This is a genomic window from Amycolatopsis sp. NPDC039088, from assembly GCF_055598845.1.
The window spans coordinates 36,759-61,892 of sequence record NZ_JBVKAE010000028.1; the positions used below are offsets into that span (position 1 = coordinate 36,759).

Annotated in this window: 22 protein-coding genes; 8 read left to right on the forward strand and 14 right to left on the reverse strand. The window is 69.2% G+C overall.

The features are described 5' to 3' along the window. Positions 1-120: 120 nt before the first annotated feature. The 3 genes from ACZ7KI_RS30585 to ACZ7KI_RS30595 form a co-directional block, all read right to left on the reverse strand. Entirely contained in the window at positions 121-3,525 is a 3,405-nt protein-coding gene (locus ACZ7KI_RS30585) for a S8 family peptidase (RefSeq protein ID WP_470276515.1), read from the reverse strand. A 306-nt stretch (positions 3,526-3,831) separates the two neighbouring features. Beyond that, positions 3,832-5,430, reverse strand: coding sequence for a phosphoglycerate dehydrogenase (serA, locus tag ACZ7KI_RS30590; RefSeq protein WP_470276516.1), 1,599 nt, complete (start codon positions 5,428-5,430; stop codon positions 3,832-3,834). A 95-nt stretch (positions 5,431-5,525) separates the two neighbouring features. Beyond that, positions 5,526-6,092, reverse strand: coding sequence for a TetR/AcrR family transcriptional regulator (locus ACZ7KI_RS30595; protein ID WP_470276517.1), 567 nt, complete (start codon positions 6,090-6,092; stop codon positions 5,526-5,528). Positions 6,093-6,187: 95 nt separating this feature from the next. Here ACZ7KI_RS30595 and ACZ7KI_RS30600 point away from each other — a divergent pair, with 95 nt between their 5' ends. The 5 genes from ACZ7KI_RS30600 (at position 6,188) to ACZ7KI_RS30620 (ending at position 10,939) form a co-directional block, all read left to right on the forward strand. After that, positions 6,188-7,096, forward strand: coding sequence for a TIGR03620 family F420-dependent LLM class oxidoreductase (locus tag ACZ7KI_RS30600; protein WP_470276518.1), 909 nt, complete (start codon positions 6,188-6,190; stop codon positions 7,094-7,096). Next, positions 7,093-7,929, forward strand: coding sequence for a TIGR03620 family F420-dependent LLM class oxidoreductase (locus ACZ7KI_RS30605; RefSeq protein ID WP_470276519.1), 837 nt, complete (start codon positions 7,093-7,095; stop codon positions 7,927-7,929). The genes ACZ7KI_RS30600 and ACZ7KI_RS30605 overlap by 4 nt, the downstream gene beginning before the upstream one ends. Continuing rightward, on the forward strand, positions 7,913-8,869 hold the full coding sequence (locus ACZ7KI_RS30610) for an ankyrin repeat domain-containing protein (RefSeq protein WP_470276520.1): 957 nt from the start codon (positions 7,913-7,915) through the stop codon (positions 8,867-8,869). The genes ACZ7KI_RS30605 and ACZ7KI_RS30610 overlap by 17 nt, the downstream gene beginning before the upstream one ends. A 154-nt stretch (positions 8,870-9,023) precedes the next feature. Then, complete coding sequence (locus ACZ7KI_RS30615) at positions 9,024-9,965, forward strand: NADP-dependent oxidoreductase (RefSeq protein ID WP_470276521.1); 942 nt, start codon at positions 9,024-9,026, stop codon at positions 9,963-9,965. Between the two features lie 80 nt (positions 9,966-10,045). Further along, a complete protein-coding gene (locus tag ACZ7KI_RS30620; protein ID WP_470276522.1) occupies positions 10,046-10,939 on the forward strand; it encodes a nuclear transport factor 2 family protein in 894 nt (297 codons plus the stop codon). Here the strand turns inward: ACZ7KI_RS30620 and ACZ7KI_RS30625 are convergent. The 4 genes from ACZ7KI_RS30625 to ACZ7KI_RS30640 all read right to left on the reverse strand — a co-directional run bounded on the left by ACZ7KI_RS30625 (position 10,936) and on the right by ACZ7KI_RS30640 (position 14,624). Continuing rightward, the gene (locus tag ACZ7KI_RS30625) at positions 10,936-11,199 is read right to left on the reverse strand and encodes a DUF397 domain-containing protein (RefSeq protein WP_470276523.1); all 264 of its coding nucleotides are present in this window, start codon (positions 11,197-11,199) and stop codon (positions 10,936-10,938) included. The two genes, ACZ7KI_RS30620 and ACZ7KI_RS30625, sit on opposite strands and share 4 nt — an antisense overlap. 75 nt (positions 11,200-11,274) lie before the next feature. After that, positions 11,275-12,288, reverse strand: a complete 1,014-nt coding sequence (ilvC, locus tag ACZ7KI_RS30630) for a ketol-acid reductoisomerase (protein ID WP_125786780.1) — start codon at positions 12,286-12,288, stop codon at positions 11,275-11,277. Positions 12,289-12,330: 42 nt separating this feature from the next. After that, positions 12,331-12,837 (reverse strand): acetolactate synthase small subunit, encoded by a 507-nt coding sequence (gene ilvN / locus ACZ7KI_RS30635; protein ID WP_034315713.1) that lies wholly within the window; start codon positions 12,835-12,837, stop codon positions 12,331-12,333. Next, complete coding sequence (locus ACZ7KI_RS30640; protein WP_470276524.1) at positions 12,834-14,624, reverse strand: acetolactate synthase large subunit; 1,791 nt, start codon at positions 14,622-14,624, stop codon at positions 12,834-12,836. Before ACZ7KI_RS30640 ends, ilvN begins: the two co-directional genes overlap by 4 nt. A gap of 406 nt (positions 14,625-15,030) precedes the next feature. On the opposite strand from ACZ7KI_RS30640, the gene ACZ7KI_RS30645 reads away from it, so the two are divergent. Further along, positions 15,031-15,501 (forward strand): PH domain-containing protein, encoded by a 471-nt coding sequence (locus ACZ7KI_RS30645; protein WP_470276525.1) that lies wholly within the window; start codon positions 15,031-15,033, stop codon positions 15,499-15,501. Positions 15,502-15,573: 72 nt separating this feature from the next. Then, on the forward strand, positions 15,574-17,418 hold the full coding sequence (gene ilvD, locus ACZ7KI_RS30650) for a dihydroxy-acid dehydratase (RefSeq protein WP_470276526.1): 1,845 nt from the start codon (positions 15,574-15,576) through the stop codon (positions 17,416-17,418). A gap of 54 nt (positions 17,419-17,472) precedes the next feature. Here the strand turns inward: ilvD and ACZ7KI_RS30655 are convergent, their stop codons facing one another. From ACZ7KI_RS30655 to ACZ7KI_RS30665, 3 genes are all read right to left on the reverse strand, one after another. Further along, positions 17,473-18,015, reverse strand: coding sequence for a DoxX family protein (locus tag ACZ7KI_RS30655; protein ID WP_470276596.1), 543 nt, complete (start codon positions 18,013-18,015; stop codon positions 17,473-17,475). Positions 18,016-18,119: 104 nt separating this feature from the next. Continuing rightward, entirely contained in the window at positions 18,120-18,944 is an 825-nt protein-coding gene (locus tag ACZ7KI_RS30660; RefSeq protein WP_470276597.1) for a DUF72 domain-containing protein, read from the reverse strand. Positions 18,945-18,976: 32 nt separating this feature from the next. Further along, a complete protein-coding gene (locus tag ACZ7KI_RS30665; RefSeq protein WP_470276527.1) occupies positions 18,977-19,882 on the reverse strand; it encodes a 2-hydroxyacid dehydrogenase in 906 nt (301 codons plus the stop codon). Between the two features lie 62 nt (positions 19,883-19,944). On the opposite strand from ACZ7KI_RS30665, the gene ACZ7KI_RS30670 reads away from it, so the two are divergent. After that, complete coding sequence (locus ACZ7KI_RS30670; RefSeq protein ID WP_470276528.1) at positions 19,945-21,168, forward strand: PQQ-dependent sugar dehydrogenase; 1,224 nt, start codon at positions 19,945-19,947, stop codon at positions 21,166-21,168. A 49-nt stretch (positions 21,169-21,217) separates the two neighbouring features. On the opposite strand, the gene ACZ7KI_RS30675 is transcribed toward ACZ7KI_RS30670, so the two are convergent. Genes ACZ7KI_RS30675 through gatC form a run of 4 tightly spaced genes read right to left on the reverse strand, consistent with a single transcriptional unit; the run spans position 21,218 to position 25,032 of the window. Beyond that, positions 21,218-21,724 (reverse strand): hypothetical protein, encoded by a 507-nt coding sequence (locus ACZ7KI_RS30675; RefSeq protein ID WP_470276529.1) that lies wholly within the window; start codon positions 21,722-21,724, stop codon positions 21,218-21,220. Beyond that, positions 21,717-23,222, reverse strand: coding sequence for an Asp-tRNA(Asn)/Glu-tRNA(Gln) amidotransferase subunit GatB (gene gatB / locus ACZ7KI_RS30680; protein WP_470276530.1), 1,506 nt, complete (start codon positions 23,220-23,222; stop codon positions 21,717-21,719). The genes ACZ7KI_RS30675 and gatB overlap by 8 nt, the downstream gene beginning before the upstream one ends. Next, entirely contained in the window at positions 23,219-24,736 is a 1,518-nt protein-coding gene (gene gatA / locus ACZ7KI_RS30685) for an Asp-tRNA(Asn)/Glu-tRNA(Gln) amidotransferase subunit GatA (RefSeq protein ID WP_470276531.1), read from the reverse strand. Before gatA ends, gatB begins: the two co-directional genes overlap by 4 nt. After that, positions 24,733-25,032, reverse strand: a complete 300-nt coding sequence (gene gatC, locus ACZ7KI_RS30690; protein WP_061982060.1) for an Asp-tRNA(Asn)/Glu-tRNA(Gln) amidotransferase subunit GatC — start codon at positions 25,030-25,032, stop codon at positions 24,733-24,735. The genes gatA and gatC overlap by 4 nt, the downstream gene beginning before the upstream one ends. Positions 25,033-25,134: the final 102 nt, after the last annotated feature.

Sequence of the window (25,134 nt, forward strand, 5' to 3'; positions counted from 1 at the left end):
GCCGGAACCTCCCACAGAGCGAGACAGCCGAAAGGGTGAATACAAGAAGGGACGCCCTGGCGCACAGCTTGCCGCCAGGGCGTCCCTCACCTCATCGAACGTGGATCACCGCACTACGGATCAGCCCACCCCGATCGGCTGACGCCCGGTGTGCCGTCCGCCGTTGCCCGGCCGGTCGACGCCCGCGTTCCCGCCGCCGGCGTTCGCCTGGATCTTGACCACGTTCGCCCGGTTGCCCGAGGCGTTGTGGTGCTCGATCGCCAGCAGACCGAGGACGGTGTCCTGCGCGGCCGCGTTGCGGTTGACCACCAGCGCCGTGCCCGGCTTCGCGACGTAGCCCAGCGCGGAGTCGCCGCCGCCCTGGACCGTGTACGAGGGAGCCAAGGCGTCGAACGAAAGCGGCGTGCCGACGTAGTCGATCGTCGACGAGCCCGCACCCGGCGCCGCGTAGAACCCGGAGGTCCCGACCGTGTAGCTGATCTTGTGCGACGCGGCGTTCGGGTCGATGCCCAGTGCCGCGATGCTCACCGGCAGCACGACGGCGTTGGTGTCGTACACGTTGGTGTCGACGTCGCCGAGCTGACCGTTGACCGGCTGGATGTCCACCTGCGGGAAGCCCGGCTTCAGCGCCACGGTGACCGCCACGAGGACGTCGGTGGACGTCACCTTGGTCACATAGGTTTCGAAGTCCGGCTGCCCGTCGCCCGTGGTGTCGATGTCCACGAACGGCGAGGTGTTGCTGCCCATGTTGGCCAGATCGCTCCAGGTGGTGAGACCGAAGGCCAGCAACGCGTTCTCCGGCTGCCCCTGCGCCTTGGCCAGCGGAGCCGTGGACGCCGCGCCGACGTAGCGCAGGTCGCCGCCCTTGGCGGTCTGGTTCAGCGTGCAGTCGGTGGTGACGTCGCCGTCGCACTCGGGCAGCTGCGGGGATTCCGCCTGCAGTTCGAGCACGCTGATCAGCGAGCGGTACCGCTGCGGGCCGGTGCCCTGGTCCACGCCCTTGCCGGTCAGGTTCAGCACGGCCTGGTCCTGGCCGGCGCCGAAGTTGACGTTGCCCGGGGTGTTGATGGACGAGACGGGCTTCGGCGCGGAGTACACCGAGAGCCGCAGCGGAACGGTGGTGCCGCTCTTCGGGGTGAACGCGATCCGGCCGGAGGCGTCCGCCACGAACTGCCGGGCGAGGCCGACCTGCGTCGCCACCATGGTCGGGTCCATGACCTTGCGCAGCGCCTTGGGGTCGGCGATCTTCAGGGTCACCTTCACCAGCGCGACACCGCGCGGGCTCAGCTTCACCGTCGGCTTGTCCACTGTGTACTCGACTCCGGGGAGCGCGTTCACGGCTTCGTAGCCCACCGAGTACTCGACCGGCTTGATGCCCTTGTTGACCACCTTGACCGTCTTGGTCAGGGTGACCGGGCCGCCCGCTTCGACGACACCGAAGTTGACGGTGACGAAGCCGGGATTGTCGACGACGTAGGCCAGGACCTGGTTGTCCAGCGCGGCCTTCGCGTCGATCCGGCCGCTGCCGACACGCTGCGGTCCGTAGGTGCGGCCGGAGGCGTCGTGGATGTCGTGCCCGGCGGTGTTGATGACCGAGGCCTTGACCTCCTCGACCGACCAGTCGGGGTGCGCCTGACGGATCAGGGCGGTGATACCCGAGGTGTGCGGAGCCGCCATCGACGTCCCGGAGATGACCAGGCGTCCGGCACCGCTGCCCGCCAGCGCCGACGAGATCGAGTCACCGGGCGCCGCGACGTCCGGCTTGACCGCCGGACCACGCCCGCCACGCGAGGTGAACGAGCTCGGGGTGTCCACAATGGACTGATCGGTGGTCGGCACGGACACGCGGCCCTTGCCGGTCATGCGGATCTGCAGCGTGCCGGCGGCCAGCGCCGGGCGGACCGAGGCGGTCGCGCTGCCGGTGAACTGGAACGTCGGCAGGGCCGCGTTGCCCGCGATCCCGGCGGAGAAGTGCTCCAGCGTGGACGAGAAGAGCGCGCCCTTGGCACCGGCGGCCTGCGCGTTGTTCGAGCGGGCGCCCGAACCGCACGCGCGGGTCGCGTCGTTGTCGTCCCATTCGAGGAACACGATCTTGCCCGCGACCTTCGCCTTGTCGGCGTCGGAGTACGGCTTGCAGCCCGCGGCGTTGTCGGCCGAGATGGCGACCACCGGCGCGGTGACGTCGAGCGTGTCGTAGGCCGCGTAGTTCTGGCTGAACTGCCCGGTCTTCGCACCCTTGACACCGTCGGGAGCGACGGCTTCGACGGCGTCGCGCAGGACGGACGCGTCACGGCTGCTGGCGACGGTCAGCGCTTCGGGCGTGTTGCCCGGCGCGCCGCCGACGTCGTTGAGGTCGCCGCCGTTGCCCGCGGAGAACACCGGGACGACGTTGTTCGCGGCGATCTTGCGCACGAACAGCGAATCCGGGTCGTCCGGGGTGGCGAAGTCGCCACCCAGCGACAGGTTGACCACGTCGAGGTGGTCGGTGAAGTCGCCGTCACCGTCCGGGTCGAGCGACCAGTCGAGCGCCTGCGAGGTGACGTTGGTCGAGCCGTCGCAGCCGAAGACCTTGATCGCGTACAGCAGGGCCTTGGGCGCGGTGCCCGGGCCGATCTGCATCGCTTCGATCTTCTTCTTGTTGAGCTTCTTGTAGTCGCCGGTGAAGGTCTTGCCCGCTTCGTCCACACCGAAACCGGCGACCGTGCCCGCGACGTGCGTGCCGTGGTGGCCGCAGGCGAGCGGGTTGGGGTCCGGCTTCGGGACGTGGAGGGCCGGGTCGGCGCTGCCGGTGTCGTAGGCGTCGCCGACCAGGTCGATACCGCCGACGACCTTGTCGGTCGGGAAGGCGGTGGTGGCCTGGTCGCGGTTGATCGCCTTGTACGCCTCGGCCGTGCCCGGACCGCCGAAGTCGGCGTGGGTGTAGTCGATGCCGTCGTCGATCACGCCGACGCGGATGCCGTCGCCGTAACGGCCGGTCTGCTGCCACGAAGCGAGTGTGTTGGTCAGCTGGACCGCGCTGGAGTTGGTGCGGGTCTTCGGCACCACCTTCTTGACCGAGATGACGTCCGGCCGCTTCGCCAGCTCGCGGATCTTCGCCGCGTCGGCCGTGACGACCGCGCCCGCGACCGCGTTCGAGGTCTGGGTGACCAGCTGGGTGCCGGCGTCGGCGGCCTTGAGCTGACCGACGACCGAGTTCACCGTGGCGGCGGCGTCGGCCTTGGCGGCCTTCGCGGCCTGCTTGGCCTTTTCCTTGCCTGCGCCCTTGTTCTGCTCGGCGTTGAAGGCGTCGACGGCCGGCTGCTTGGCCAGCTCGACAAAGGCGGTGATCTGCCCCTGCGCGGCCTTGAGCTTCGGTTCGACCTTCCCCTGGAAGCCATTACGGTCGATCTTCGCCGGCGTGACGCCGTCCGCGAGCGGGACATCCTGTGCGGCTGCCGTCGCCCCGGTCACGGACGTCGCGAGCAGTGCGGCGAAGACCGCGGCCGATGAGCGGATGGCCCACCGGGGTACGCGGGATCTGTTCATGAGTACGTGCCCTCACTCGAGGCCTTGACTTCGAACCTGCCTGCCGCTCGAACACACCCCCGACGGTGAGCCCCGGCGCCGCGCCGTGCCCTTCACGACGCGATGGTTCGGCCTCGCCGCAAGAACCTATCCGGGGACCAGCCCGACTTCAGTAGGCATTTTTCACCGTTATTGAATCTTGCTCTGCATTCCGCGAACCCCGCACACACAACGACCACAGTTGGTCGACTAATCGCGGAAGTACATGAAGGCCCCCATCCTTGCGCCTACCGCAAGGATGGGGGCCTTCATGTACTACTTGGGAGCTCAGCCGAAGTTGACCGCGCGGATCGTGTGCGCGCCGACGGTGGCGCCGATCGGCTCCAGCAGGTGCGAGTCCACGGAACGGTCGACGCGCAGCAGCATCACCGCGTCCGCGCCGTCGGTGGTCTGGCTGATCTGCGCGGCCTCGATGTTGATGCCCGCCTCGCCGAGCAGCGTGCCGACGCGGCCCATGATGCCCGGGCGGTCCGGGTACTCGAGCAGCAGCACGTTGCCCTCGGCGCGCAGGTCGAAGTGACGGCCGTTGACCTCGACCAGCTTCTCGACGTCGTCCTTGCCGGTGACCGAACCGGACACCGACAGGGTCGCGCCGTCGGCGTAGACCGCGCGGACGGTGACCAGGCTGCGGAACTTGGGGCTCTCGGTCTCGGTGACCAGTTCGACCTGGACGCCCAGTTCCTCCGCCACCCGCGGCGCGTTCACGAAGGTGACCTGGTCCTCGACGACGCCGGAGAACACGCCGCGCTCGGCGGCGAGCGGCAGCACGCTGACGTCCTCGCTGGACAGCTCGCCCTTGACCACGACGGTGACCGAGGACGGCGCCTTCGGGTTGAGCGCGGTCAGCACGGTGCCGAGCTTCTGGGTGAGCGAGAGGTACGGCCGCACGAGCTCGCCGACCGTGCCACCGCCCGCGACGTTCACCGCGTCCGGCACGAAGTCGCCGCGCAGCGCGAGCAGCACGGACTTCGCGACGTCGGTGCCCGCACGATCCTGCGCCTCGGCGGTCGACGCGCCGAGGTGCGGCGTGACGACGACGTTCGGCAGCCCGAACAGCGGGCTCTCGGTGGTCGGCTCGGTGACGAACACGTCGACACCGGCGCCGCCGACGTGGCCGGAGCTGACCGCGTCCGCCAGCGCCTGCTCGTCGATCAGGCCGCCGCGCGCGGCGTTGACGATGATGACGCCCTGCTTGACCTTCTTGAGCGCCTCGGCGCCGATGAGGCCCTTGGTCTCCGGGGTCTTCGGCAGGTGGATGGAGATCGCGTCGGCGCGCTCCAGCAGCTCGTCCAGCGTGACCAGCTCGATGCCGAGCTGCGCGGCGCGAGCCGCCGAGACGTAGGGGTCGTACGCGATGAGCTTGGTGTCGAAGGCGGCGAGGCGCTGCGCGAACAGCTGGCCGATCTTGCCGAGGCCGACCACACCGATGGTCTTGCCCTGGATCTCGACGCCGGAGTAGGCGCTGCGCTTCCACGCGCCGCCCTGGAGGCTCTGGTCCGCGGCCGGGACCCGGCGGGCGACCGCGAGCAGCAGCGCGACGGCGTGCTCGGCGGCGGAGACGATGTTCGACGTCGGCGCGTTGACCACCAGCACACCGCGTTCGGTGGCGGCGGGGACCTCGACGTTGTCGAGCCCGACGCCGGCGCGGGCGACCACCTTGAGCGAGGTGGTCGCGGCGAGGACCTCGGCGTCGACCTTGGTGGCGGAGCGCACGAGCAGCGCGTCCGCGGTCTTCACGGCTTCGAGCAGCGCGGGGCGGTCCGTACCGTCCACATGCTGGACCTCGACCTCGTCGGAGAACACGCTCAGCACGGAAGGGGCGAGCTTCTCCGCGATGAGGACGACGGGCTTGTTCGGCTTGGTCACGATACGGCTCCCACTATCTGGTCCAGTGCCTCAGAACTACGGCCACGCCGTTGTGCCCGGTTGCGCCGCAGTTTAGACCTGGTGACAAGGGATTGTTAACTCGCCCGTAATCCGGCGAAAACGAGATCGAGGAGCCGGTCGAGGCCCTTGTCACCCGAAAGATATTCACTGGCCCAGGAAAGCGCGTGCAACAGCACCAGTAATTCGTGCGCTGTGACGTCCGCCCGGAGGTCCCCCGAAGCTTTCGCCCTTTCCACCAGGTGGGACACACCCTCCCGCATCGCGTGGCACGAGGCGTACAGCGGAGAGGTTTCGTCGTTGAGGACGTCGACCATCAGTTCGGGGAGCCCGCGATACCGCGCCGACTGTTCACCCATCCCGGCGAGCCAGGCCTTCAGCGCACCCAGCGGCTCCGGCGAGCCCAGTAGTTCGCGGGCCGCCGCCGCCTGCGCGTCGAACCCCTCGCGGAGCACGGTCTCGACCAAGGCCTCCCGGGTCGGGAAGTGCCGGTAGAGCGTCCCGATGCCGACGCCGGCCTGGCGGGCGATCTCTTCCAGCGACGCCTCGACCCCGTTCGCGGCGAAGGCGCGCCTCGCTTCTTCGAGGAGGCGCTCGTAGTTACGCCGGGCGTCCGCGCGCAGCGGTTTCTTCACGGTGTCCATCGCACTCCCGAGCCTAGCCTCGACAAATCGGAGGCAGCCTCCGTATAGTCCTGAAGGTAACCGGAGGCTCCCTCAGTTTAGCTGGAGAGACAAGAATGAACCTGATCGAAGAGACACGGGACCGCCTCGGGCCGGTCGGCGTCTGGTTGCCGCTGGGCATGGTCCAGCCACCACCCGACGAGGAGCGGCGCGCGACGCGACGACTGGAAGAGCTGGGCTACCGCACGGTGTGGGCAGGCGAAGGACCGGGGAACCGGGAACTGTTCGCGCACAGCGCGATCACGCTCTCCTCGACCGAACGAGTGGTGATCGGCACCGGCATCGCCAACATCTGGTCACGGCCCGCGTACACCACCCAGGCAGGCGGCCGGACACTCGCTCACGCCTTCCCCGGCCGGTTCGTGCTCGGGGTCGGCATCGGCCACGCCCACCAGGCGGCGAAGACGGGTTCGGCTTACCGGCCGCTCGAACAGACCCGTGAGTACCTCGCGAAGATGGACGAGGCCGCGGCCGAATTCCCTTCGCCGGTACCGTTTCCGCGCGTCCTCGCCGCCGTCGGCCCCAAGATGCTGGAACTCGCGCGGGACGCGGCGGACGGCGCGCATCCGTTCGCCCAGCCCTTCGAGCACACGCCGTACTCCCGCGAGATCCTCGGACCGGACAAGCTGCTCATTCCGACCCATTCGGTACTGCTCGGCGACCGGGAGCAGGCGCGGGCGAGCGTCGCGAACGACATCGCGCTGATGAAGCAGTACGACGTCCCGCATTACTTCAAGGGCTGGAAGCGGCTGGGCTACACCGACGCGGACATCGACGGCGTCAGCGACCGCCTCGTGGACGGACTGGTCGCCTGGGGTGACGAGGAGAAGATCGCGCGGCGGATCAAGGAACTCGTCGACGCCGGCGCGGACACCGTGCTCGTCAGCCCGGCCGGCTACGAACTCGAGGCACTGATGACGCAGCTCGAGCGGCTCGCCCCTGCCTTGACTGCGGTGACCCGATGAGCGTCGGTATCTGGACCTTTTCCTTCGACGGCAAGAAAATCGGCGAAGTCCGCGACGCCGCCTCCGAGGTCGAAGAACTGGGATTCGACACGCTGTGGTTCGGGGAATACCTGGGCCGGGAGGCGTTCACGCAAGCGGGTCTGCTGCTGGCCGCGACGTCCCGGCTGAACATCGCCACCGGCATCGCGCGCTTCGGCCACCGGGCGCCGATCGCCGCCGCGGCCGCCGAACGGACCCTCGGCGAGGCATATCCCGGGCGGTTCATCCTCGGACTCGGCGGGCATCTGCCCGGCGCGAAACCGCTGGAGGCGATGCGCGGCTACCTCGACGGGATGGACGAGGCGGAACTGTCCACACCGGACTCCCCGCGCCGCCGCGTGCTGGCCGCGCTGGGACCGAAGATGCTGGAGCTGGCGGCGGAACGCGCCGACGGGGCGCATCCGTACTTCGTCCCGGTCGAGCACACCGCCCGGGCACGGAAGATCATGGGCCCGTCGGCTTTCCTGGCCGTCGAGCAGGCCGTCGTCCTCGGCTCGGACCGGGAACCCGCCCGGCGGCACGTGTCGACGTACCTGGAGCTGGCGGCCCACCACCGGGCGAACCTGCGCCGGTTCGGGTTCACCGAACAGGATTACGGATCGGATCGGCTGGTCGACGCGTTGGTCGCCGTCGGGGAGGACGAGATCCACGACCGCGTGCGGGCGCATCTGGACGCGGGCGCGGACCACGTCTGCCTGCAGGTACTGACCGAGGACGACCGGATCCCGCTGGCGGACTGGCGACGATTGTCGGTGGTCGCCGGTAGCGTGCGGAAACGTGACGTCACCGGCTGAACTCGCCTTCGACAAGGCGCACGAACTGATCGACGCGCGGGATCTCGACGGGCTCGCGCGGCTGATCGGCGACCTGCCCACCCTGGTCCACGCGCACGGGAAGAATGGAAACGATCTGCTCGGCATGGCCACCGCGACCCGCGACGAGCGGCTGTGCCGGATCCTGCTGGAGCACGGTGCCGATCCCGCGTCGGCGAACGTGCACGGCTGGACGGCGCTGCACCAGGCCGGGTACGTCGGGCTGCCGCCGCTGGTCACGATGCTGCTCGACGCGGGCGCCCCGGTCGACGTGCCCGCCCGCGGCGACGGCGGGACACCCCTGGTCGTCGCGTTGTTCTGGGGCCACCGCGAGGCCGCCGAAGTGCTGGCGGCGCGCGAGGTGTCCCCCGGCAACCTGCGGGTGGCGGCGGGGCTCGGCCGGGCCGATCTGCTCGACTCCCTGATCGCGCCGGACGGGACGCTCGCCCCGGCGGCGGGCGCGCATCGCGAGTTCTACCGGCCGCACAGCGGTTTCCCGGAATGGCGGCCGAGTGACGAGCCGGCCGAGATCGTCGACGAGGCGCTTTCCTGGGCCGCGCGGAACGACCGGTCCGACGCGGTACGAACGCTGGTGGCGCGCGGTGCCGACGTGGACGCCGACGTCTATCGGGGGACCGCGCTGACGTGGGCCGCGGCGCAGGGGAAAGCCGAGGTGATCGGGACTTTGGCGGAACTCGGCGCGTCGGTGAACCATCGGGGGACGTTCGGCGGGCTTTCCCATGGCGAGGGTGTCACGGCGCTGCATTTGGCCGTGCAGGGCGGGCACGTGGACGCGGTCCGGGCGTTGCTGGCGGTGGGGGCGGATCCCTCGCTTGAGGATTCGCTGTACTCGTCGTCGGCCTTGGGGTGGGCTGAGCACTTCGGGCAGACGGAGATCTTGTCGGTGCTGCGATCCGCCTGAGCGCGCGCCATGAAAGGTCCTTTCCTTGCAAAATTTGCCAGGAAAGGACCTTTCATAGCATCCCGGCAACTCCACCCGCGCCTTGTCCCGATCCTGACGACGCGTGGCCCTCCCGAGCCTCGCCGAAGTACGACGCTCACCGAACACTGAACCCATGCGAGCGATCAGCCAAAACCGCCTGGGCGGCCCCGAAGTCCTCGAACTCGTCGACGTCGAGAGGCCCACGCCAGGCCCGACTCAGATCCTGGTCCGGGTGCACGCCGCGGGCGTCAACCCGGTGGACTGGAAAACCCGCGAGACCGGCGGGATCGGCCCGATGGGCGATCCGCCGTTCATCCTCGGCTGGGACGTCTCCGGCGTGGTCGAGGAGGTCGGCGCGGGCGCGTCCCTGTTCTCCCCCGGCGACGAGGTCTTCGGTATGCCGTCATTCCCGTTCCAGGCGGGGGCCTACGCCGAGTACGTGGCCGCGCCGAGCCGCCACTTCGCGCGCAAACCGTCCACTTTGGATCACGTGCACGCGGCGGCGGTCCCGCTCGCCGGGCTCACCGTCTGGCAGAGCCTCGTCGAGACGGCCGAAATCCAGCCAGGGCAACGAGTTCTGATCCACGCGGCGGCCGGCGGGGTGGGACATCTCGCGGTCCAGATCGCCAAGGCGCGCGGCGCGTACGTGATCGGCACAGCCAGCGCCGCCAAGCACGACTTCCTTCGCGGCCTCGGCGCGGACGAACTCGTCGACTATCGCACCGCGGACTTCGCCGAGGAGGTCCGCGACGTCGACGTCGTCCTCGACACGATCGGCATGGAGTACGGACCGCGGTCGCTCAAGACCCTGCGCCGCGGCGGCAGGCTGATCCAGCTGACCCGCACCAACGACGAGCGGCTGCCCGAACTGGCCGCCGCCGCGGGTGTCGCCTGCGGGTTCACGCTCGCCGAGCCGGATCGCACCGGTCTGCTGGCACTGACGGAACTGGTCGAAAGCGGACGGCTCAAGCCCACCATCGACACCGTGTTCCCACTGGCAGAGGCGGCGAAGGCGCAGGAACTCGTAGCCGCGGGGCGGACCACGGGCAAGGTCGTACTCGCCGTCGCCGAGTAGAACCGGTGGACAAACGGAGTCTGCAGTCCGTATCTTCGGAGGCGGACTACAGACTCCGTTTCGTCTGACTGGGAGGACCCATGACCACACCCCGCGACGTCTTCGACGAGCTTTCCGAACTCGTCACCACCCGACGGTGGGACGAACTGTTCGAGCTCTACGCGGAAGACGCCGTCGTCGAGAATCCACAGCGCCCGCCCGTGCCGTCCCGGTTCGAAGGTCGCGAGACGCTGCGGAAGCTCTTCTCCGGAGGATTCAACGTCCGCATGAACCGGGCGGATGTCCTGATTCACGGGACAACCGACCCAGAGGTGATCATCGCCGAGTATCGCAACGTCGGCGAGGCGCTCGACACCGGAAAGTCCTTCGACATCGCCAATATCCAGGTCCTCCGGGTACGCGACGGACTCATCGCGCACTCCCGCGACTACCACGACTACCTGCGCCTGACCGTGGCACGCGACGGCCTCGAAGAACTCGCCAAGAGCTACGAAACGGCGGAGCGAGAGATCACGCCGGTCCCGCCCCGGCCCGGATCGTCAGCGGATCCGAAGAGCCCGCGCGGCGTCTTCGAGCGGCTCGTCTACGGCGTCGCGGACGGCGCGTGGGGTGAATTGTCCGAGCTCTACGCCGAGGAAACCCATGTGACACATCCCTTCCTGCCAGGCGCGAAGACGCTGAGGAGCAGGGCGGATCTGCACGAGCATTTCAAGTTCGGCGAGGAGGGCAAGGTCCGCTTCCGGGTACGGGATCTGGTGATCCACGAGACCCTCGATCCCGAAGTGGTGATCGGCGAGTTCGACTACCAGGGCACGGCGGGAGACAGCCCGGAGTTTCGCGTCTCCAACATCTTCGTGCTGCGCGTGCGCGACGGGCTGATCGTCGAATCACGTGACTACGCCGACCATCTCGCCATCGCGGCCGCCACCGGGCGCCTGAAAGAACTGTTCGCGCGCGTGCGGGCCGAAAGCTAGGCGGGCAGGTTGAATTCGCCGTCCCGGACGCCCTTCACGAAGGCGTCCCATTCCGCCGGGGTGAACACCAGGACGGTGCCGTCCGGATTCGAGGACTGGCGCATCGCGGTGTAGGTGACGCCGTCGGTGTGCGGCACGAAGGCGTACTCGACGCAGTCGTCGAGGTCGGCGCCTTCCGGCTCCGCCCGGATCCACTTCGCGTCGCTCATGTCCAGTTCGTGCCGGATGTGGGCCTTGTCGTCCACCGGCTGCTTACTCATGGTGCCCACAGTATCGCTTTCCGCTGCGCAAAACGAAGGGGCCCTTCACGATGAAGGGCCCCTTCGCGGTGACAACTAGGCGGTCTCGGTGATCGGCCGGTCCACCCACGACATCAGGTCGCGCAGCTTCTTGCCGGTCTCCTCGATCGGGTGCTGGTTGCCCTGCTCCTCGAGCTTGGTGAAGTTCGGCCGCCCGGCCTCGTCCTCGGCGACCCATTCGCGGGCGAAGGTGCCGTCCTGGATCTCACCGAGGATCTTCTTCATCTCTTCCTTGACCGCCGGCGAGATGACGCGCGGGCCGCGGGTCAGGTCGCCGTACTCGGCGGTGTCGGAGATCGAGTAACGCTGACGCGCGATGCCGCCCTCGTACATGAGGTCGACGATCAGCTTCAGCTCGTGCAGCACCTCGAAGTAGGCGATCTCCGGGGCGTAGCCGGCCTCGGTGAGCACCTCGAAACCGGTCTGCACCAGCGCGGAGGCGCCACCGCAGAGAACGGCCTGCTCGCCGAAGAGGTCGGTCTCGGTCTCCTCGGTGAAGGTCGTCTTGATGACACCCGCGCGGGCGCCACCGATGGCGGCCGCGTAGGACAGCGCGAGCGCCTGCGCGTTGCCGGAGGCGTCCTGCTCGACCGCGATGAGCGCCGGGACGCCCTTGCCGTCGACGAACTGGCGGCGGACCAGGTGGCCCGGGCCCTTCGGCGCGACCATGGCGACGTCCACGTTCGACGGCGGCTTGATCAGGTCGTAGCGGATGTTGAAGCCGTGGCCGAAGAACAGCGCGTCGCCGTCCTTGAGGTGCGGCTCGATGTCCTTCTCGTAGATGGCGCGCTGCTTGGTGTCCGGCGCGAGGATCATGATCAGGTCGGCTTCGGCGCTGGCCTCGGCCGGGGTGAGCACGCGGAGACCCTGCTCCTCGGCCTTGGCCCGCGACTTCGAGCCCTCGGGCAGGCCGATGCGGACGTCGACGCCGGAGTCGCGCAGGCTGAGCGAGTGCGCGTGGCCCTGGCTGCCGTAGCCGATCACGGCGACCTTGCGACCCTGGATGATCGAAAGGTCCGCGTCGTCGTCGTAAAAGATTTCCACTGCCATGAGGGGTACTACTTCCTTTCCTGACTTACTGACTAAAGACTTTTAACGGGCGGAGGTGGCGGTGATGGACCGGGCGCCCCGGCCGACCGCGACCATTCCGGACTGGACCAGTTCGCGGATGCCATAGGGCTCCAGCATCCGCAGCAGGGCACCGATCTTGTCCGAAGTGCCGGTGGCTTCGACGGTGAGCGCCTCCGGGGACACATCCACCACTTTCGCGCGGAAGAGCTGAACTGTCTCGAGGACCTGGCTGCGCACGGTGTTGTCGGCCCGGACCTTGACGAGCAGCAGTTCGCGCTGCACGGCTGTGGACTTTTCCAATTCCACGATCTTGATGACGTTGACCAGCTTGTTGAGCTGTTTGGTCACCTGTTCGAGCGGTAGCTCCTCAACGGCGACCACGATCGTCATCCGGGACACCTCGGGGTTCTCCGTGGGCCCGACGGCGAGGGATTCGATGTTGAAACCGCGCCGGGAGAACAGTCCGGAAACCCGCGCGAGGACACCGGGCTTGTTCTCCACCAGAACGCTCAGGGTGTGCACGCTCATCGGGCGTCTCCTTCTGTGGCGGCGTTCAGCTCTGCCTCGGCGGCGACCTCGTCGTCGTCGAAGAGCGGGCGGATTCCGCGCACGGCCATGATTTCGTCGTTACCGGTGCCCGCGGCCACCATGGGCCACACTTGGGCATCCTTCCCCACCACGAAATCGATCACGACGGGGCGGTCGTTGATCTCCATGGCGCGCCGGATGGTGGCGTCGACGTCCTCTTTGGTCTCGCAGCGGAGCCCGGCGCAGCCGAGCGCCTCCGCGAGCAGGGTGAAGTCGGGGATGCGGTGCTTGTGGGTACCGAGATCGGTGTTGGAGTACCGCTCCGAGTAGAAGAGGTTCTGCCACTGGCGGACCATGCCCAGGTTGCCGTTGTTGATGACGGCGACCTTGATCGGCGCGCCTTCGATGGCGCAGGTGGCCAGTTCCTGGTTCGTCATCTGGAAGCAGCCGTCGCCGTCGATGGCCCAGACCTGCTTGTCCGGCATGCCGAACTTGGCGCCCATCGCGGCCGGGACGGCGAAGCCCATCGTGCCGAGGCCGCCGGAGTTGATCCAGGTGCGCGGGTTCTCGTACTTCACGAACTGCGCGGCCCACATCTGGTGCTGGCCGACGCCCGCGGTGTAGACCGCGTCCGGGCCGACGAGTTCGCCGATGCGCTGGATGACGTACTGCGGGGAAAGGGTTCCGTCCTCGGGCCATTCGTAACCGGCCGGGTAGTCGTCACGCCAAGCGCTCGCCTGCGTCCACCAGTCCTTCAGATCCGGCTTCGCGGACTTGTCGGTCTCGGCGCGGACGGCCTCGATCAGCTCGGTGATGATCTCCGCGCAGTCGCCGACGATCGGCACGTCCGCCTTGCGGTTCTTGGAGATCTCCGCCGGATCGATGTCGGCGTGGACGATGGCGGCGTCCGGGGCGAACGAGGACAGCTGCCCGGTGACGCGGTCGTCGAAGCGGGCGCCGAGGGCGATCAGCAGATCCGCCCGCTGCATCGCGGCGACGGCGGCGACCGAACCGTGCATCCCCGGCATGCCGAGGTGCTGCGGGTGCGAGTCGGGGAAGGCGCCGCGGGCCATCAGCGTGGTGACGACCGGGATCCCGGTCAGCTCGGCCAGTTCCATCAGCTGACGCGAGGCGTCGGCCTTGATCACGCCGCCGCCGACGTAGAGGACCGGGCGGCGCGACTTGCTGATCAGGCGGGCGGCCTCGCGGACCTGCTTGCCGTGCGGGCGCAGGGTGGGCCGGTAACCCGGCAGCCGCATCTCCGTCGGCCAGGAGAAGGAGGTCATCTCCTGCAGGACGTCCTTGGGGATGTCCACCAGGACCGGGCCGGGGCGGCCGGTCGAGGCGAGGTGGAAGGCCTCCGCGATGGTGCGCGGGATGTCGATCGGATCGGTGACCAGGAAGTTGTGCTTGGTGATGGGCATCGTGATGCCGCAGATGTCGGCTTCCTGGAAGGCGTCCGTGCCGATCAGCGCGCGGGACTGCTGGCCGGTGATGGCGACCACCGGGACCGAGTCCATGTTCGCGTCGGCCAGCGGGGTGACCAGGTTGGTCGCGCCGGGACCCGACGTGGCCATGCACACCCCGACCTTGCCGGTCGCCTGCGCGTATCCGGTGGCGGCGTGGCCGGCGCCCTGCTCGTGCCGGACCAGGACGTGGCGGACCTTCGTCGAGTCGAGCAACGGGTCGTACGCCGGGAGAATGGTGCCGCCGGGAATACCGAACACGACTTCCGCGCCCACCGCCTCGAGCGAGCGGACGAGCGACTGCGCGCCCGTGACCCGCACCGGGGTCCCGGCGGGCGGCGCCGGCTTGGGTCGGGCTCCGGCGGTACCGGAGTTCGCATCAGCTCGCGAGGTGGCACTAGTCATCGCTTGTATGCCTCGTCTTGTCTAGTCACTCGTTCGGGTATTCATTGGCTGGTTCGGCACTGAAACTCTATCCAGGCAACAAAAAACCCCCGCCGACCGGAGTGGTCGCACGAGGGTCGCGCGTCGACGCAGCGGAGACTTCCCTAAGCGTCGACGCGCTTGGGAAGTACGAGGCCGGTCTGCGTTGTCACGAGAGTGAAGCTAGCCGGTCGCCGTCAAGAGTGTCAACTCTGCGGGACGGCGATTCCGCATGCTGGACACCTTCGGGGCCTGGCGCGACCCGCGTTCGAGGCCAGGAAGGCGGCGGTGCACCATCTTTGACGTGGCAGAAGAAAAGCAGCGGGAACAGGCGAACGAGGCCCGTAAGGCCGTCTTCAAAATCCCGAACACGGCATTGCTGGCGATCGCTTTCCTCGTCGTTTGTGTGACGCCTGTCGCGTTCGGCGACGTGCCCTATCTCCAGTGGCTCTACCTCTTCCCGATCGCGCTGGCGGTGTTCGTCATCCGGACCCGTACGACCGCGACGGCGAAGGGGCTGGAAGTCCGCACGATGTTCGGACGGCGGGAGCTGCCGTGGTCCGCCCTCAAGGGCCTCGCCATCACCGACAAGGCGAAGGTGCAGGCGGTGCTGCAGGACGAGACCAAGGTCGCCCTGCCCGCCGTGCGCACTCGCCATCTCCCGGTGATTTCGCTGGTCAGCGCGGGTCACATGGCCGACCCGTCCGGGCTCACCGACGACGTCGACACGGCCGGGACGACGGCTCCGGAAAAGGCCGAGGGCGCCGGGGAGTAGATTGGTAGGACCAGTTTGGCCACCGGCCCCTCCGGCCGCGCCCTGGTCCCACCCCGAACCTTGGAGTCAGCCGTGCCCCCACTCCGTTCCCGGACCACCACCCACGGCCGCAACGCGGCGGGCGCGCGCTCGCTGTGGCGCGCCACCGGGATGACCGACAGCGACTTCGGCAAGCCGATCGTCGCCATCGCGAACTCCTACACCCAGTTCGTGCCGGGGCACGTGCACCTCAAGGACCTCGGCGAGATCGTGGCCGGCGCGGTGAAGGAGGCGGGCGGCGTCGCCCGCGAGTTCCACACGATCGCCGTCGACGACGGAATCGCCATGGGGCACAGCGGAATGCTCTACTCGCTGCCCTCTCGCGAGATCATCGCCGACTCCGTCGAATACATGGTGAACGCGCACCAGGCCGACGCGCTGGTCTGCATCTCCAACTGCGACAAGATCACCCCGGGCATGCTGAACGCGGCCATGCGGCTGAACATCCCGGTGGTGTTCGTCTCCGGCGGCCCGATGGAGGCCGGGAAGGCCGTGGTCGTCGGCGGGGTCGCGCAGGCGCCCACCGACCTGATCACCGCGATCGCCGCGTCGGCCAGCAGCGAGGTCGACGACGACGGTCTGTCCATTGTGGAGCGCTCCGCCTGCCCGACCTGCGGTTCGTGTTCGGGCATGTTCACCGCGAACTCGATGAACTGCCTGACCGAGGCGCTCGGCCTCTCCCTGCCGGGCAACGGCTCCACCCTCGCGACGCACGCCGCCCGAAAGGCGCTGTTCGAGGACGCCGGGCGCACGGTCGTCGAACTGTGCAAGCGCTGGTACGAAAACGACGACGAGTCCGCGCTCCCGCGCTCGATCGCGTCGAAGAAGGCGTTCGAGAACGCGATGGCCCTCGACATGGCGATGGGTGGTTCGACCAACACGGTGCTGCACATCCTCGCCGCCGCGCAGGAGGGCGAGGTCGACTTCACCATCGACGACATCGACGCCATCGGCCGCCGGGTGCCGTGCCTGTCGAAGGTCGCGCCGAACTCGGACTACCACATGGAGGACGTCCACCGCGCCGGCGGCATCCCGGCCATCCTCGGCGAGCTGTACCGCGGCGGGCTGCTGAACACCGACGTCCACTCCGTGCACTCGCCGGATCTCGAATCCTGGCTGTCCACTTGGGACATCCGCGCGAAGGCGCCGTCGGAGCGGGCGATCGAGCTGTTCCACGCGGCACCCGGCGGCGTCCGGACCACGGAGGCGTTCTCCACCGGGAACCGATGGTCCTCTTTGGACACCGACGCCGAGAACGGCTGCATCCACGACGTCGAGCACGCCTACACCAAGGACGGCGGGCTCGCGATCCTGCGCGGGAACCTCGCCGAGAACGGCGCGGTCATCAAGTCCGCGGGCATCGACGAGGCACTCTGGCGTTTCGAAGGCCCGGCGCGGGTGCTGGAAAGCCAGGAGGAGGCGGTTTCGGCCATCCTCAAGAAGGAGATCCAGCCCGGTGAAGTGCTGGTGATCCGGTACGAGGGTCCGGCGGGCGGCCCGGGGATGCAGGAGATGCTGCACCCGACGGCGTTCCTCAAGGGCTCCGGCCTCGGCAAGAAGTGCGCGTTGATCACCGACGGCCGGTTCTCCGGTGGCTCGTCGGGCATCTCGGTCGGGCACATCTCCCCCGAAGCCGCCGCGGGCGGGACGATCGGCCTCGTCCAGAACGGCGACCGGATCCTGCTCGACGTCCACGAGCGCCGCCTCGAACTGCTCGTCGACGCGGACGTGCTCGCCGAGCGGCGGGCGAAGATGGAGGCGAGCGAGCGGCCGTGGCAGCCGGTCTCGCGGGACCGGCCGGTCACCGCCGCGCTGCGGGCCTACGCGCGGATGGCGACTTCCGCCGACACCGGCGCCGTGCGCGACCCGAACAAGTAAGCCCGGGCGGAACGAGACGCATTTAGTCCTCTAAATGCGTCTCGTTTCGCGGGGTCAGCGGCACAGGACGATCACCACGACCGAAGCGGCCGCGGCCAGCAGGAGGCCGATCAGGCCGAACGGAAGCGGCCGCTTCCGCCACGGGGTGTTGACGTCCAGCGCGATCCGCCCGGCCCCCGCGAGCAGGACGGTCAGCGACGCGGCGCCCAGCAGGAGTTCGAACTCGAAGCCCTGCCCGTCCCGCTGGAAGAACCCGCCGCCGAACTTCACGTACACGATGTTCGCGCAGACCCCGAGCAGCGCGGCGGCACCGATCGGGGTGAACAGGCCGACCAGGACGAGCGCGCCGCCGAGCACCTCGCTGATGCCGGTGATCCACGAAAGCAGCGTGGTCTGGCTGGTGTAGCCGAAGTTGCCGAGCACCCTCGCGAAGCCGCCGACCCCGGGCCCGCCGAAGGCACCGAAGAGGTGCTGGAGCCCGTGCGCGCCCATGGTCACGCCGAGCACGACCCGCAGGACGAGCAGACCGAGATCGATCCCGCCCCTGGTCTCCACCGGGTTCGGGCCGCCGTCGGGTTCGGCCACGTCCGAGATCACGCTGGTCTGGTAGTCATCGCTCACGCGCGAAGAGTAGGGGAAACAGGCGCCTCAGGCGACTGACCCGCCACCGATTCACTGCGCCGGATCAAAACAGGGCCGGATCAAAACAGGGTCGCGGGCTCGACCGGTTCGGGTTCGGGCAGCGGGTCGAGACCGGGTACCAGGGCGCGGACGTCGTCGTGGAACCGGCGGGCGAGCGCCAGCGCGTCGTCGTTGTCGGGGGTGTGCACGAAGACCGTCGGCGAGCGGCCCGCGCGCAGCCACTCGGCGACCACCTCGGTCCACGGTTCCCACCCTTGCACGGTCTCCTCGGTCGAGTCCCGGCCGAGGTAGCGGACGATCGGCCGGTCGGTCAGCGCCCGCGTCCGCCGCGGCAGCCGGGGTTTCTTGGTCCAGGTCTCCCGCTCGATCTCGCTGGTCGGCGGGCGCTGGAAGAAGACCGTGGTATCGAACGGCACCCACTCGGTGCTCACGTCGGTGAGGGTCCTCTCCAGCACCGAAGTCGACTGGGCGTCGGTGTAGAAGCCGGGATGGCGCACCTCCACGGCGCGCCGGAGGCCGGCGGGGAGGCGGCGCTGGAAGCGGCCGAGGGTCTCGACGTCCGACGGGCCGAAGGAGGCGGGCAACTGCGTCCACAGGATGGCCCGATCGCCGAGGGGTTCGATCGCGTCCAGGAACGCCCGCATCTCGGTCTCGACGCCGGTGAGCCGCCGCTCGTGCGTGACGACCTTGGGCAGCTTGACCAAGAACCGGAAGCCGGGATCGGTCTGCCGCGCCCACGTCGCGACGGTGTCCCGGGCGGGGGTCGCGTAGAAGGTTGTGTTGCCCTCGACCGCGTCGCACCAACCGGCGTAGGCCCGCAGCCGCTCCCCCGCCGCCGTCGATCGCGGCACGAACCGCCCGGCCCACGCCTTGTGCGCCCACATCGCACAGCCGACATGAAGATTCGCCACGCTGCTCAGTATTCGCCGTGGACTAGGTTCTTCGGCAGCTCCCCGCCCAGATAGTGGCTCAGTTCGCGGGCCACCACCGCGTAGGCGCGCTGCCGCACCCCGCTCACCGCGCCCCCGACGTGCGGGGTCAGCAGCAGCCCCGGCACGTCCCAGAGCGGGTGCCCGTCGGGCAGCGGCTCGGGATCGGTGACGTCGAGAGCGGCGCGGAGGCGGCCCGAAGCCAGTTCGGCGACGAGCGCGTCGGTGCGCACGACCGGCCCCCGCGAGACGTTGACGAGGATCGCCCCGTCCGGCATCGCGGCGAGGAACTCCGCGTCGACCAGGCCGCGGGTGTGCTGCGTGAGCGGCACCATCAGGACGGTGGCGTCGTGTTCGGGCAGCAGCTGGGGAAGTTCACCGACGGCGTGCACACCCTCGCGGGAGGTCGCGCCGACCATCGTGCAGCGCACGTCGAACGTCTCCAGCCGTCGACGCAGCTGCCTGCCGAGGTCACCGGCACCGACGATGAGCACCCGCTTGCCCTGCAACGTGTCGGTGGTCCGGCGTTCCCACCGCTTCTGCCGCTGGCCGTCGGCGAAATCGTGGAGGCCGCGGTACATCGCCAGCAGGACCGCGACGACCCATTCGGCCGAGCTTCCACCGTGCGCGCCGCGGCAGGTCGAAAGCAGGACGCCGTCCGGCACGTTGCCGATCCAGTCCTCGGCTCCCGCCACCAGCAGCTGCACGAGTTTGACGTTCGGCAGTTCGCGCCACATCGCCTCGGTCGGCTGTCCACCGGTCACGAGGACTTCGGCCTCGGCGGCTTCGGCGGGAACCGGCTCTCCCTGTCGGTACACCACCGGACGCACGCCTTCGATCTCCGAAAGCGCGGTCACACCCTCTTCGTCGGGCACCAGCACGGTAACGGTCATGATCGCCACGGTATCCACTACCGCTTACCCCTGGCTCACGCATGCCCACCTAGGCTGGTCCGGTGCGTACCCGGTACCGGCGGAAATGGACTTCGCCGCTGGCTCTGCTGGCCTGCGGCGCACTCGTGCTCTCCGGCTGCGCCAAATTCGACGACACGGCGGCCAGGCAGACCTTCACGCCGGTGAATCCGCCGTCCCCCGAGTCCCCGCCGCAGGCCGGGCCAGGTGGCGACGCCGGCGACTCCGGTCCCGGCCGCGGCAGCGGACCGAATCAGACGCCCACCCCGGTTCCGCCGCCGCAGGGCTGCAAGGACTTCGACAAGATGGTGCTCGCGACCTGCCTGGACACCGCCGCTGCCGTCGCCGCGATCCCCGGCGACGGCAGCGCGCCCAGCGCGCTCGCGGGCGAACGCAAGAGCGGCCGCATCCTGCTCGCCGCCGCCGGTAAGGACCCGGCCGCCTGGGCCACCATCCCGGTGGACGGTTCCGGCGACGGCGGCCTCACCTCACTCGCCCTGTCACCCGGTTTCGCGGAAGACCAGCTCGTCTTCGCCTACATCACCACCCCGACCGACAACCGGGTCGTGCGGCTGGCGAAGGGTCAGGCGCCGAAACCGGTGCTGACCGGCATTCCCAAGGGCGCCACCGGCAACCGCGGCGCGATCGGCACCGACGCCAAAGGCGCGCTCCTGGTCGCCACCGGTGACGCGGGCAACGCCAGGCTCGCGGCCGATCCGGCGTCGCTGGCCGGGAAGGTGCTGCGGATCGACACCTCCGGCAAACCCGCGCCGGGCAATCCGACGGCCGGCTCCGCGGTCTTCGCGACCGGTGTGCACTCCCCCGGTGGCCTGTGCCGTGACCAGGCCGGTTCCCGCCTCTGGCTGACCGACAGGCTGGCGGACAAGGACGTCGTCTACCGGCTTCGCGCGGGTCAGCCGCTGACCACCCCGGCGTGGAGCTGGCCGGACAAGCCCGGTGTCGCGGGCTGCGCGGATTTCGTCGGCGCCGTCGGCTACCTGTACGTGACGACGTCGATCGCGGGGAACATGCAGAACCTTCCGGTCACCCCGGACGGCGCGGTGACCGGCAAACCGAGTGTGACCTTGGACGGCAAGACCGGGAAACCGCCGAAGACCTTCGGCCGGCTGTCCGCGATGAGCATGATCAACCCGCAGCTGGCCGTGGCCGGAACCGTCAACAAGGACGGCGGCACGCCGGTGTCGAGCGACGACCGCCTGATCCTCATCTCGCCGACGGTCGGTGGCGGCGGGGGCGGCAAGGACTGAACCACCCTGACCTCTTCCGCATTTAGAGGACTAAACGCGGAAGAGGTGGTCAGCGGCGGGTGCGGGTCTCGGCGCGCAGGACCCGGACGTCGAAGAAGGCGACCACCGCCGAGACGACGGCGGCGAGCAGGCCGAGGTGGCGGCCGAGGCCGGTCCCGATCTCGATCCCCGCCGCGGAGAAGATCCCCCGCTGGTCGGCGGTGAACTGCCAGTCGAGGGTGACCCAGCCGAGCAGCAGCAACAGCAGCGCGCCGATGGCCGCCATCAGCCAAAGATGCGGCAGGCCCGCGCGGCGGACGGCGTCGACGCGGCCGAACAGCACGACGGCGAGACCGGGCAGGAACAGCAGGAAGCACGGCGCCCAGGCGAGGAAACCCGCGTGCCACGCGTCCCGCGTGACATCGTCGGCAGGCAACGTCGTCAGCGCGTCCTCGATTTCCGGGCGCGCCGCGGTCAGGGTCGTCCACGGCAGGAACAAGGCCACCAGCGCGAGCAGCCCGGCCGCGAGGCCGAGCCACTCACGCCAGGTGACCTTTTTCAGTGCGAGCTCAGGCACCGACTCGCTCGACGATCAGTTCGCGCACGCGCTTGGCGTCGGCCTGTCCCTTGGTGGCCTTCATGACCGCGCCGACGATCGCCCCGGCCGCAGCCACCTTGCCGCCGCGGATCTTCTCGGCGATGTCCGGCTGCGCGGCCAGCGCCTCGTCGACCGCCGCGATGAGCGCGGAGTCGTCGGAGACGACCTTCAGGCCGCGCTTCTCGACGACCTCGGACGGCGAACCCTCGCCGGCGAGTACGCCCTGCACGACCTCCTTGGCCAGCTTGTTGGTCAGCTCACCGGAGTTGACCAGCGCGATGACCTCGGCCAGCTGCGCCGGGGTGATCGCCAGCTCCGCCAGTTCGATCTCGCGGGAGTTGGCTTCCTGCGCCAGCGTGTTGACCCACCAGCTCCGGGCCTCGTCCGGGGTGGCGCCCGCCTCGACGGTCGCGGTGACCAGGTCGACCGCGCCGACGTTGAGCAGGTCGCGCAGCGCCTCGTCGGTCAGGTTCCACTCGCGCTGGATGCGCTTGCGGCGCTCCGACGGCATCTCCGGCAGCGTCTTGCGCAGTTCCTCGACCCATTCGCGCGACGGCGCGATCGGCACCAGGTCGGGCTCCGGGAAGTACCGGTAGTCCTCGGCGGTCTCCTTGGTGCGGCCGGGCGACGTGGTGCCGTCGGCCTCCTGGAAATGCCGCGTCTCCTGCTTGATCGAGCCGCCCTCGGCGAGGATCGCCGCCTGGCGGGTCATCTCGTAGCGCACGGCGCGCTCGACGCTGCGCAGCGAGTTGACGTTCTTGGTCTCGGTCCGTGTGCCGAACTCGGTCGCGTCCTTGGCCATCAGCGAAACGTTCGCGTCGCAGCGCAGGGAACCCTGGTCCATGCGGACGTCGGAGACGTCGAGTGCCTGCAGCAGATCCCGCAGCGCGCTCACGTACGCCCGCGCGACCTCGGGAGCGCGCTCACCGGTGTGCTCGATCGTCTTGGTGACGATCTCGATCAGCGGCACGCCGGCCCGGTTGTAGTCGAGCAGCGAGTGCTCGGCACCGTGGATCCGGCCGGTGGCACCGCCGACGTGCAGCGACTTGCCGGTGTCCTCCTCCATGTGCGCGCGCTCGATCTCCACGCGCACGACCTCGCCGTCGTCCAGCGTGACGTCGAGGTAGCCGTTGAAGGCGATCGGCTCGTCGTACTGCGAGGTCTGGAAGTTCTTCGGCATGTCCGGATAGAAGTAGTTCTTCCGGGCGAAGCGGCACCATTCCGCGATCTCGCAGTTGAGCGCGAGGCCGATCCGGATCGCGCCCTCGACCGCCTTTCCGTTCAGTGCGGGCAGCGCACCGGGCAGGCCGAGGCAGGTCGGGCACACTTTGGTGTTGGGCTCGCCGCCGAACTCGTTGGCGCAGCCGCAGAACATCTTGGTGTTGGTGTTCAGCTCGACGTGCACCTCGAGGCCCAGCACCGGGTCGAACCGCTCGATGACGTCGGCGTAGTCCATCAACTCAACCACGGCGGTCACTTCTTTCCTCCCAGCTCCGGAACCTCGTGCACCAGCGAGCCACCGTTGGCGGCGTCACGCGCGACCTCGTAGGCGGCGCCGACGCGGTACAGCCTGTCGTCGGCCATCGCCGGGGCCATGATCTGCAGGCCGACCGGCAGGCCGTCCTCGTGCGACAGTCCACTCGGGACGCTCATGGCGGCGTTGCCCGCGAGGTTCGACGGGATGGTGCACAGGTCCGCCAGGTACATCGCCATCGGGTCGTCGACCCGCTCACCGATCTTGAACGCGGTGGTCGGCGTGGTCGGCGAGACCAGCACGTCCACCTTTTCGTAGGCGGCTTCGAAGTCCCGCGTGATGAGCGTGCGGACCTTCTGCGCCGAGCCGTAGTAGGCGTCGTAGTAGCCGGAGGACAGCGCGTACGTGCCGAGCATGATGCGGCGCTTCACCTCGGGGCCGAAGCCCTTCTCGCGGGTGAGCGACATGACCTCTTCGGCGCTGTGCGCGCCGTCGTCGGACACGCGCAGGCCGTAGCGCATGGCGTCGAACCGCGCGAGGTTCGACGAGCACTCGCTCGGCGCGATCAGGTAGTACGCGGGCAGCGCGTAGGTGAAGTTCGGGCACGAGACCTCGACGACCTCGGCACCGAGCGAGCGCAGCTGCTCGACCGCGGCCTCGAAGGACCGCAGCACGCCGGGCTGGTAGCCGTCACCGGCGAATTCCTTCACCACGCCGACGCGGACGCCCTTGAGGTCACCGGTCAGGCCCTGGCGGGCCGCGGCGACGACCGGCGGGACCGGCGCGTCGATCGAGGTCGAGTCCATCGGGTCGTATCCGGCGATGACCTCGTGCAGCAGGGCGGCGTCGAGCACCGTCCGCGCGCAGGGACCGGCCTGGTCCAGCGACGACGAGAAGGCGACGAGACCGTAGCGGGAGACACCGCCGTACGTCGGCTTCACGCCGACGGTGCCGGTGACCGCGCCGGGCTGGCGGATCGAGCCGCCGGTGTCGGTGCCGATCGCGATCGCGGCCTCGAACGCCGCGATGGCCGCCGAGGAGCCACCGCCGGAACCGCCCGGGATGCGGGCGTGGTCCCACGGGTTGTGCGTCGGGCCGAACGCGGAGTTCTCCGTGGAGGAGCCCATCGCGAACTCGTCCATGTTGGTCTTGCCGAGCACCACGACCCCGGCCTCGCGCAGCTTGCGCGTCACGGTGGCGTCGTACGGCGGGATCCAGTTCTCCAGGGTCTTCGAACCGACCGTGGTCGGGATGCCCTTGGTGGTCAGCACGTCCTTGAGCGCCAGCGGGACACCGGCGAGCGGCGACTTCGGCGCCTTGCCCTCGGCGACGTCGGCGTCCACCGCGCGGGCCGCGTCGAGCGCGCCCTCGGCGTCGACGTGCAGGAACGCGTGGATGTGGTCGTCGACCTCGGCGATCCGGTCCAGGTGGGCCTTGGCGACCTCGACGGCCGAGACCTCACGGGACTGGATCTTGTCCGCCAGCTCGGCGGCGGTCAGTTTGATGAGTTCGGTCACTGTTCTTCTCCCAGAATCCGCGGCACCCGGAAACGACCCTCTTCGGCGGCCGGCGCACCGGCCAATGCCTGCTGCTGGGTCAGCCCCTGTCGGACGACGTCGTCACGGAAGACGTTGGTCAGCGGCACGGCGTGCGACGTGGGCGGGACATCCTCGCCTGCGACCTCGCTCACCTTGGCCACCGAGTCCAGGATCTGGTCGAGCTGGCCTGCGAAGACGTCCAGCTCCTCCTCGGTGACGGCAAGCCTGGCCAGCTTGGCGAGGTGTGCGACCTCGTCGCGGGAAATGTTGGGCACGCGGGTGACTCCCGGGGTGTGCTGTGCGGGTTCTGTCGGAAGCTGCAAGTCTATGGTGGCGGCGTCGGCAGACTCGACTGGGTTATGCCGCGGCCCGCACTC

Coding starts and splice junctions, on each gene's coding strand:
- ilvN (WP_034315713.1), bottom strand. CDS start 12,837: ATGAGCGTGCACACCCTGAGCGTTCTGGTGGAGAACAAGCCCGGTGTC.
- ACZ7KI_RS30585 (WP_470276515.1), bottom strand. CDS start 3,525: ATGAACAGATCCCGCGTACCCCGGTGGGCCATCCGCTCATCGGCCGCG.
- ACZ7KI_RS30600 (WP_470276518.1), top strand. CDS start 6,188: ATGAACCTGATCGAAGAGACACGGGACCGCCTCGGGCCGGTCGGCGTC.
- ACZ7KI_RS30595 (WP_470276517.1), bottom strand. CDS start 6,092: ATGGACACCGTGAAGAAACCGCTGCGCGCGGACGCCCGGCGTAACTAC.
- ACZ7KI_RS30665 (WP_470276527.1), bottom strand. CDS start 19,882: ATGACCGTTACCGTGCTGGTGCCCGACGAAGAGGGTGTGACCGCGCTT.
- ACZ7KI_RS30620 (WP_470276522.1), top strand. CDS start 10,046: ATGACCACACCCCGCGACGTCTTCGACGAGCTTTCCGAACTCGTCACC.
- ilvC (WP_125786780.1), bottom strand. CDS start 12,288: ATGGCAGTGGAAATCTTTTACGACGACGACGCGGACCTTTCGATCATC.
- ACZ7KI_RS30605 (WP_470276519.1), top strand. CDS start 7,093: ATGAGCGTCGGTATCTGGACCTTTTCCTTCGACGGCAAGAAAATCGGC.
- ACZ7KI_RS30660 (WP_470276597.1), bottom strand. CDS start 18,944: ATGTGGGCGCACAAGGCGTGGGCCGGGCGGTTCGTGCCGCGATCGACG.
- ACZ7KI_RS30625 (WP_470276523.1), bottom strand. CDS start 11,199: ATGAGTAAGCAGCCGGTGGACGACAAGGCCCACATCCGGCACGAACTG.
- ACZ7KI_RS30615 (WP_470276521.1), top strand. CDS start 9,024: ATGCGAGCGATCAGCCAAAACCGCCTGGGCGGCCCCGAAGTCCTCGAA.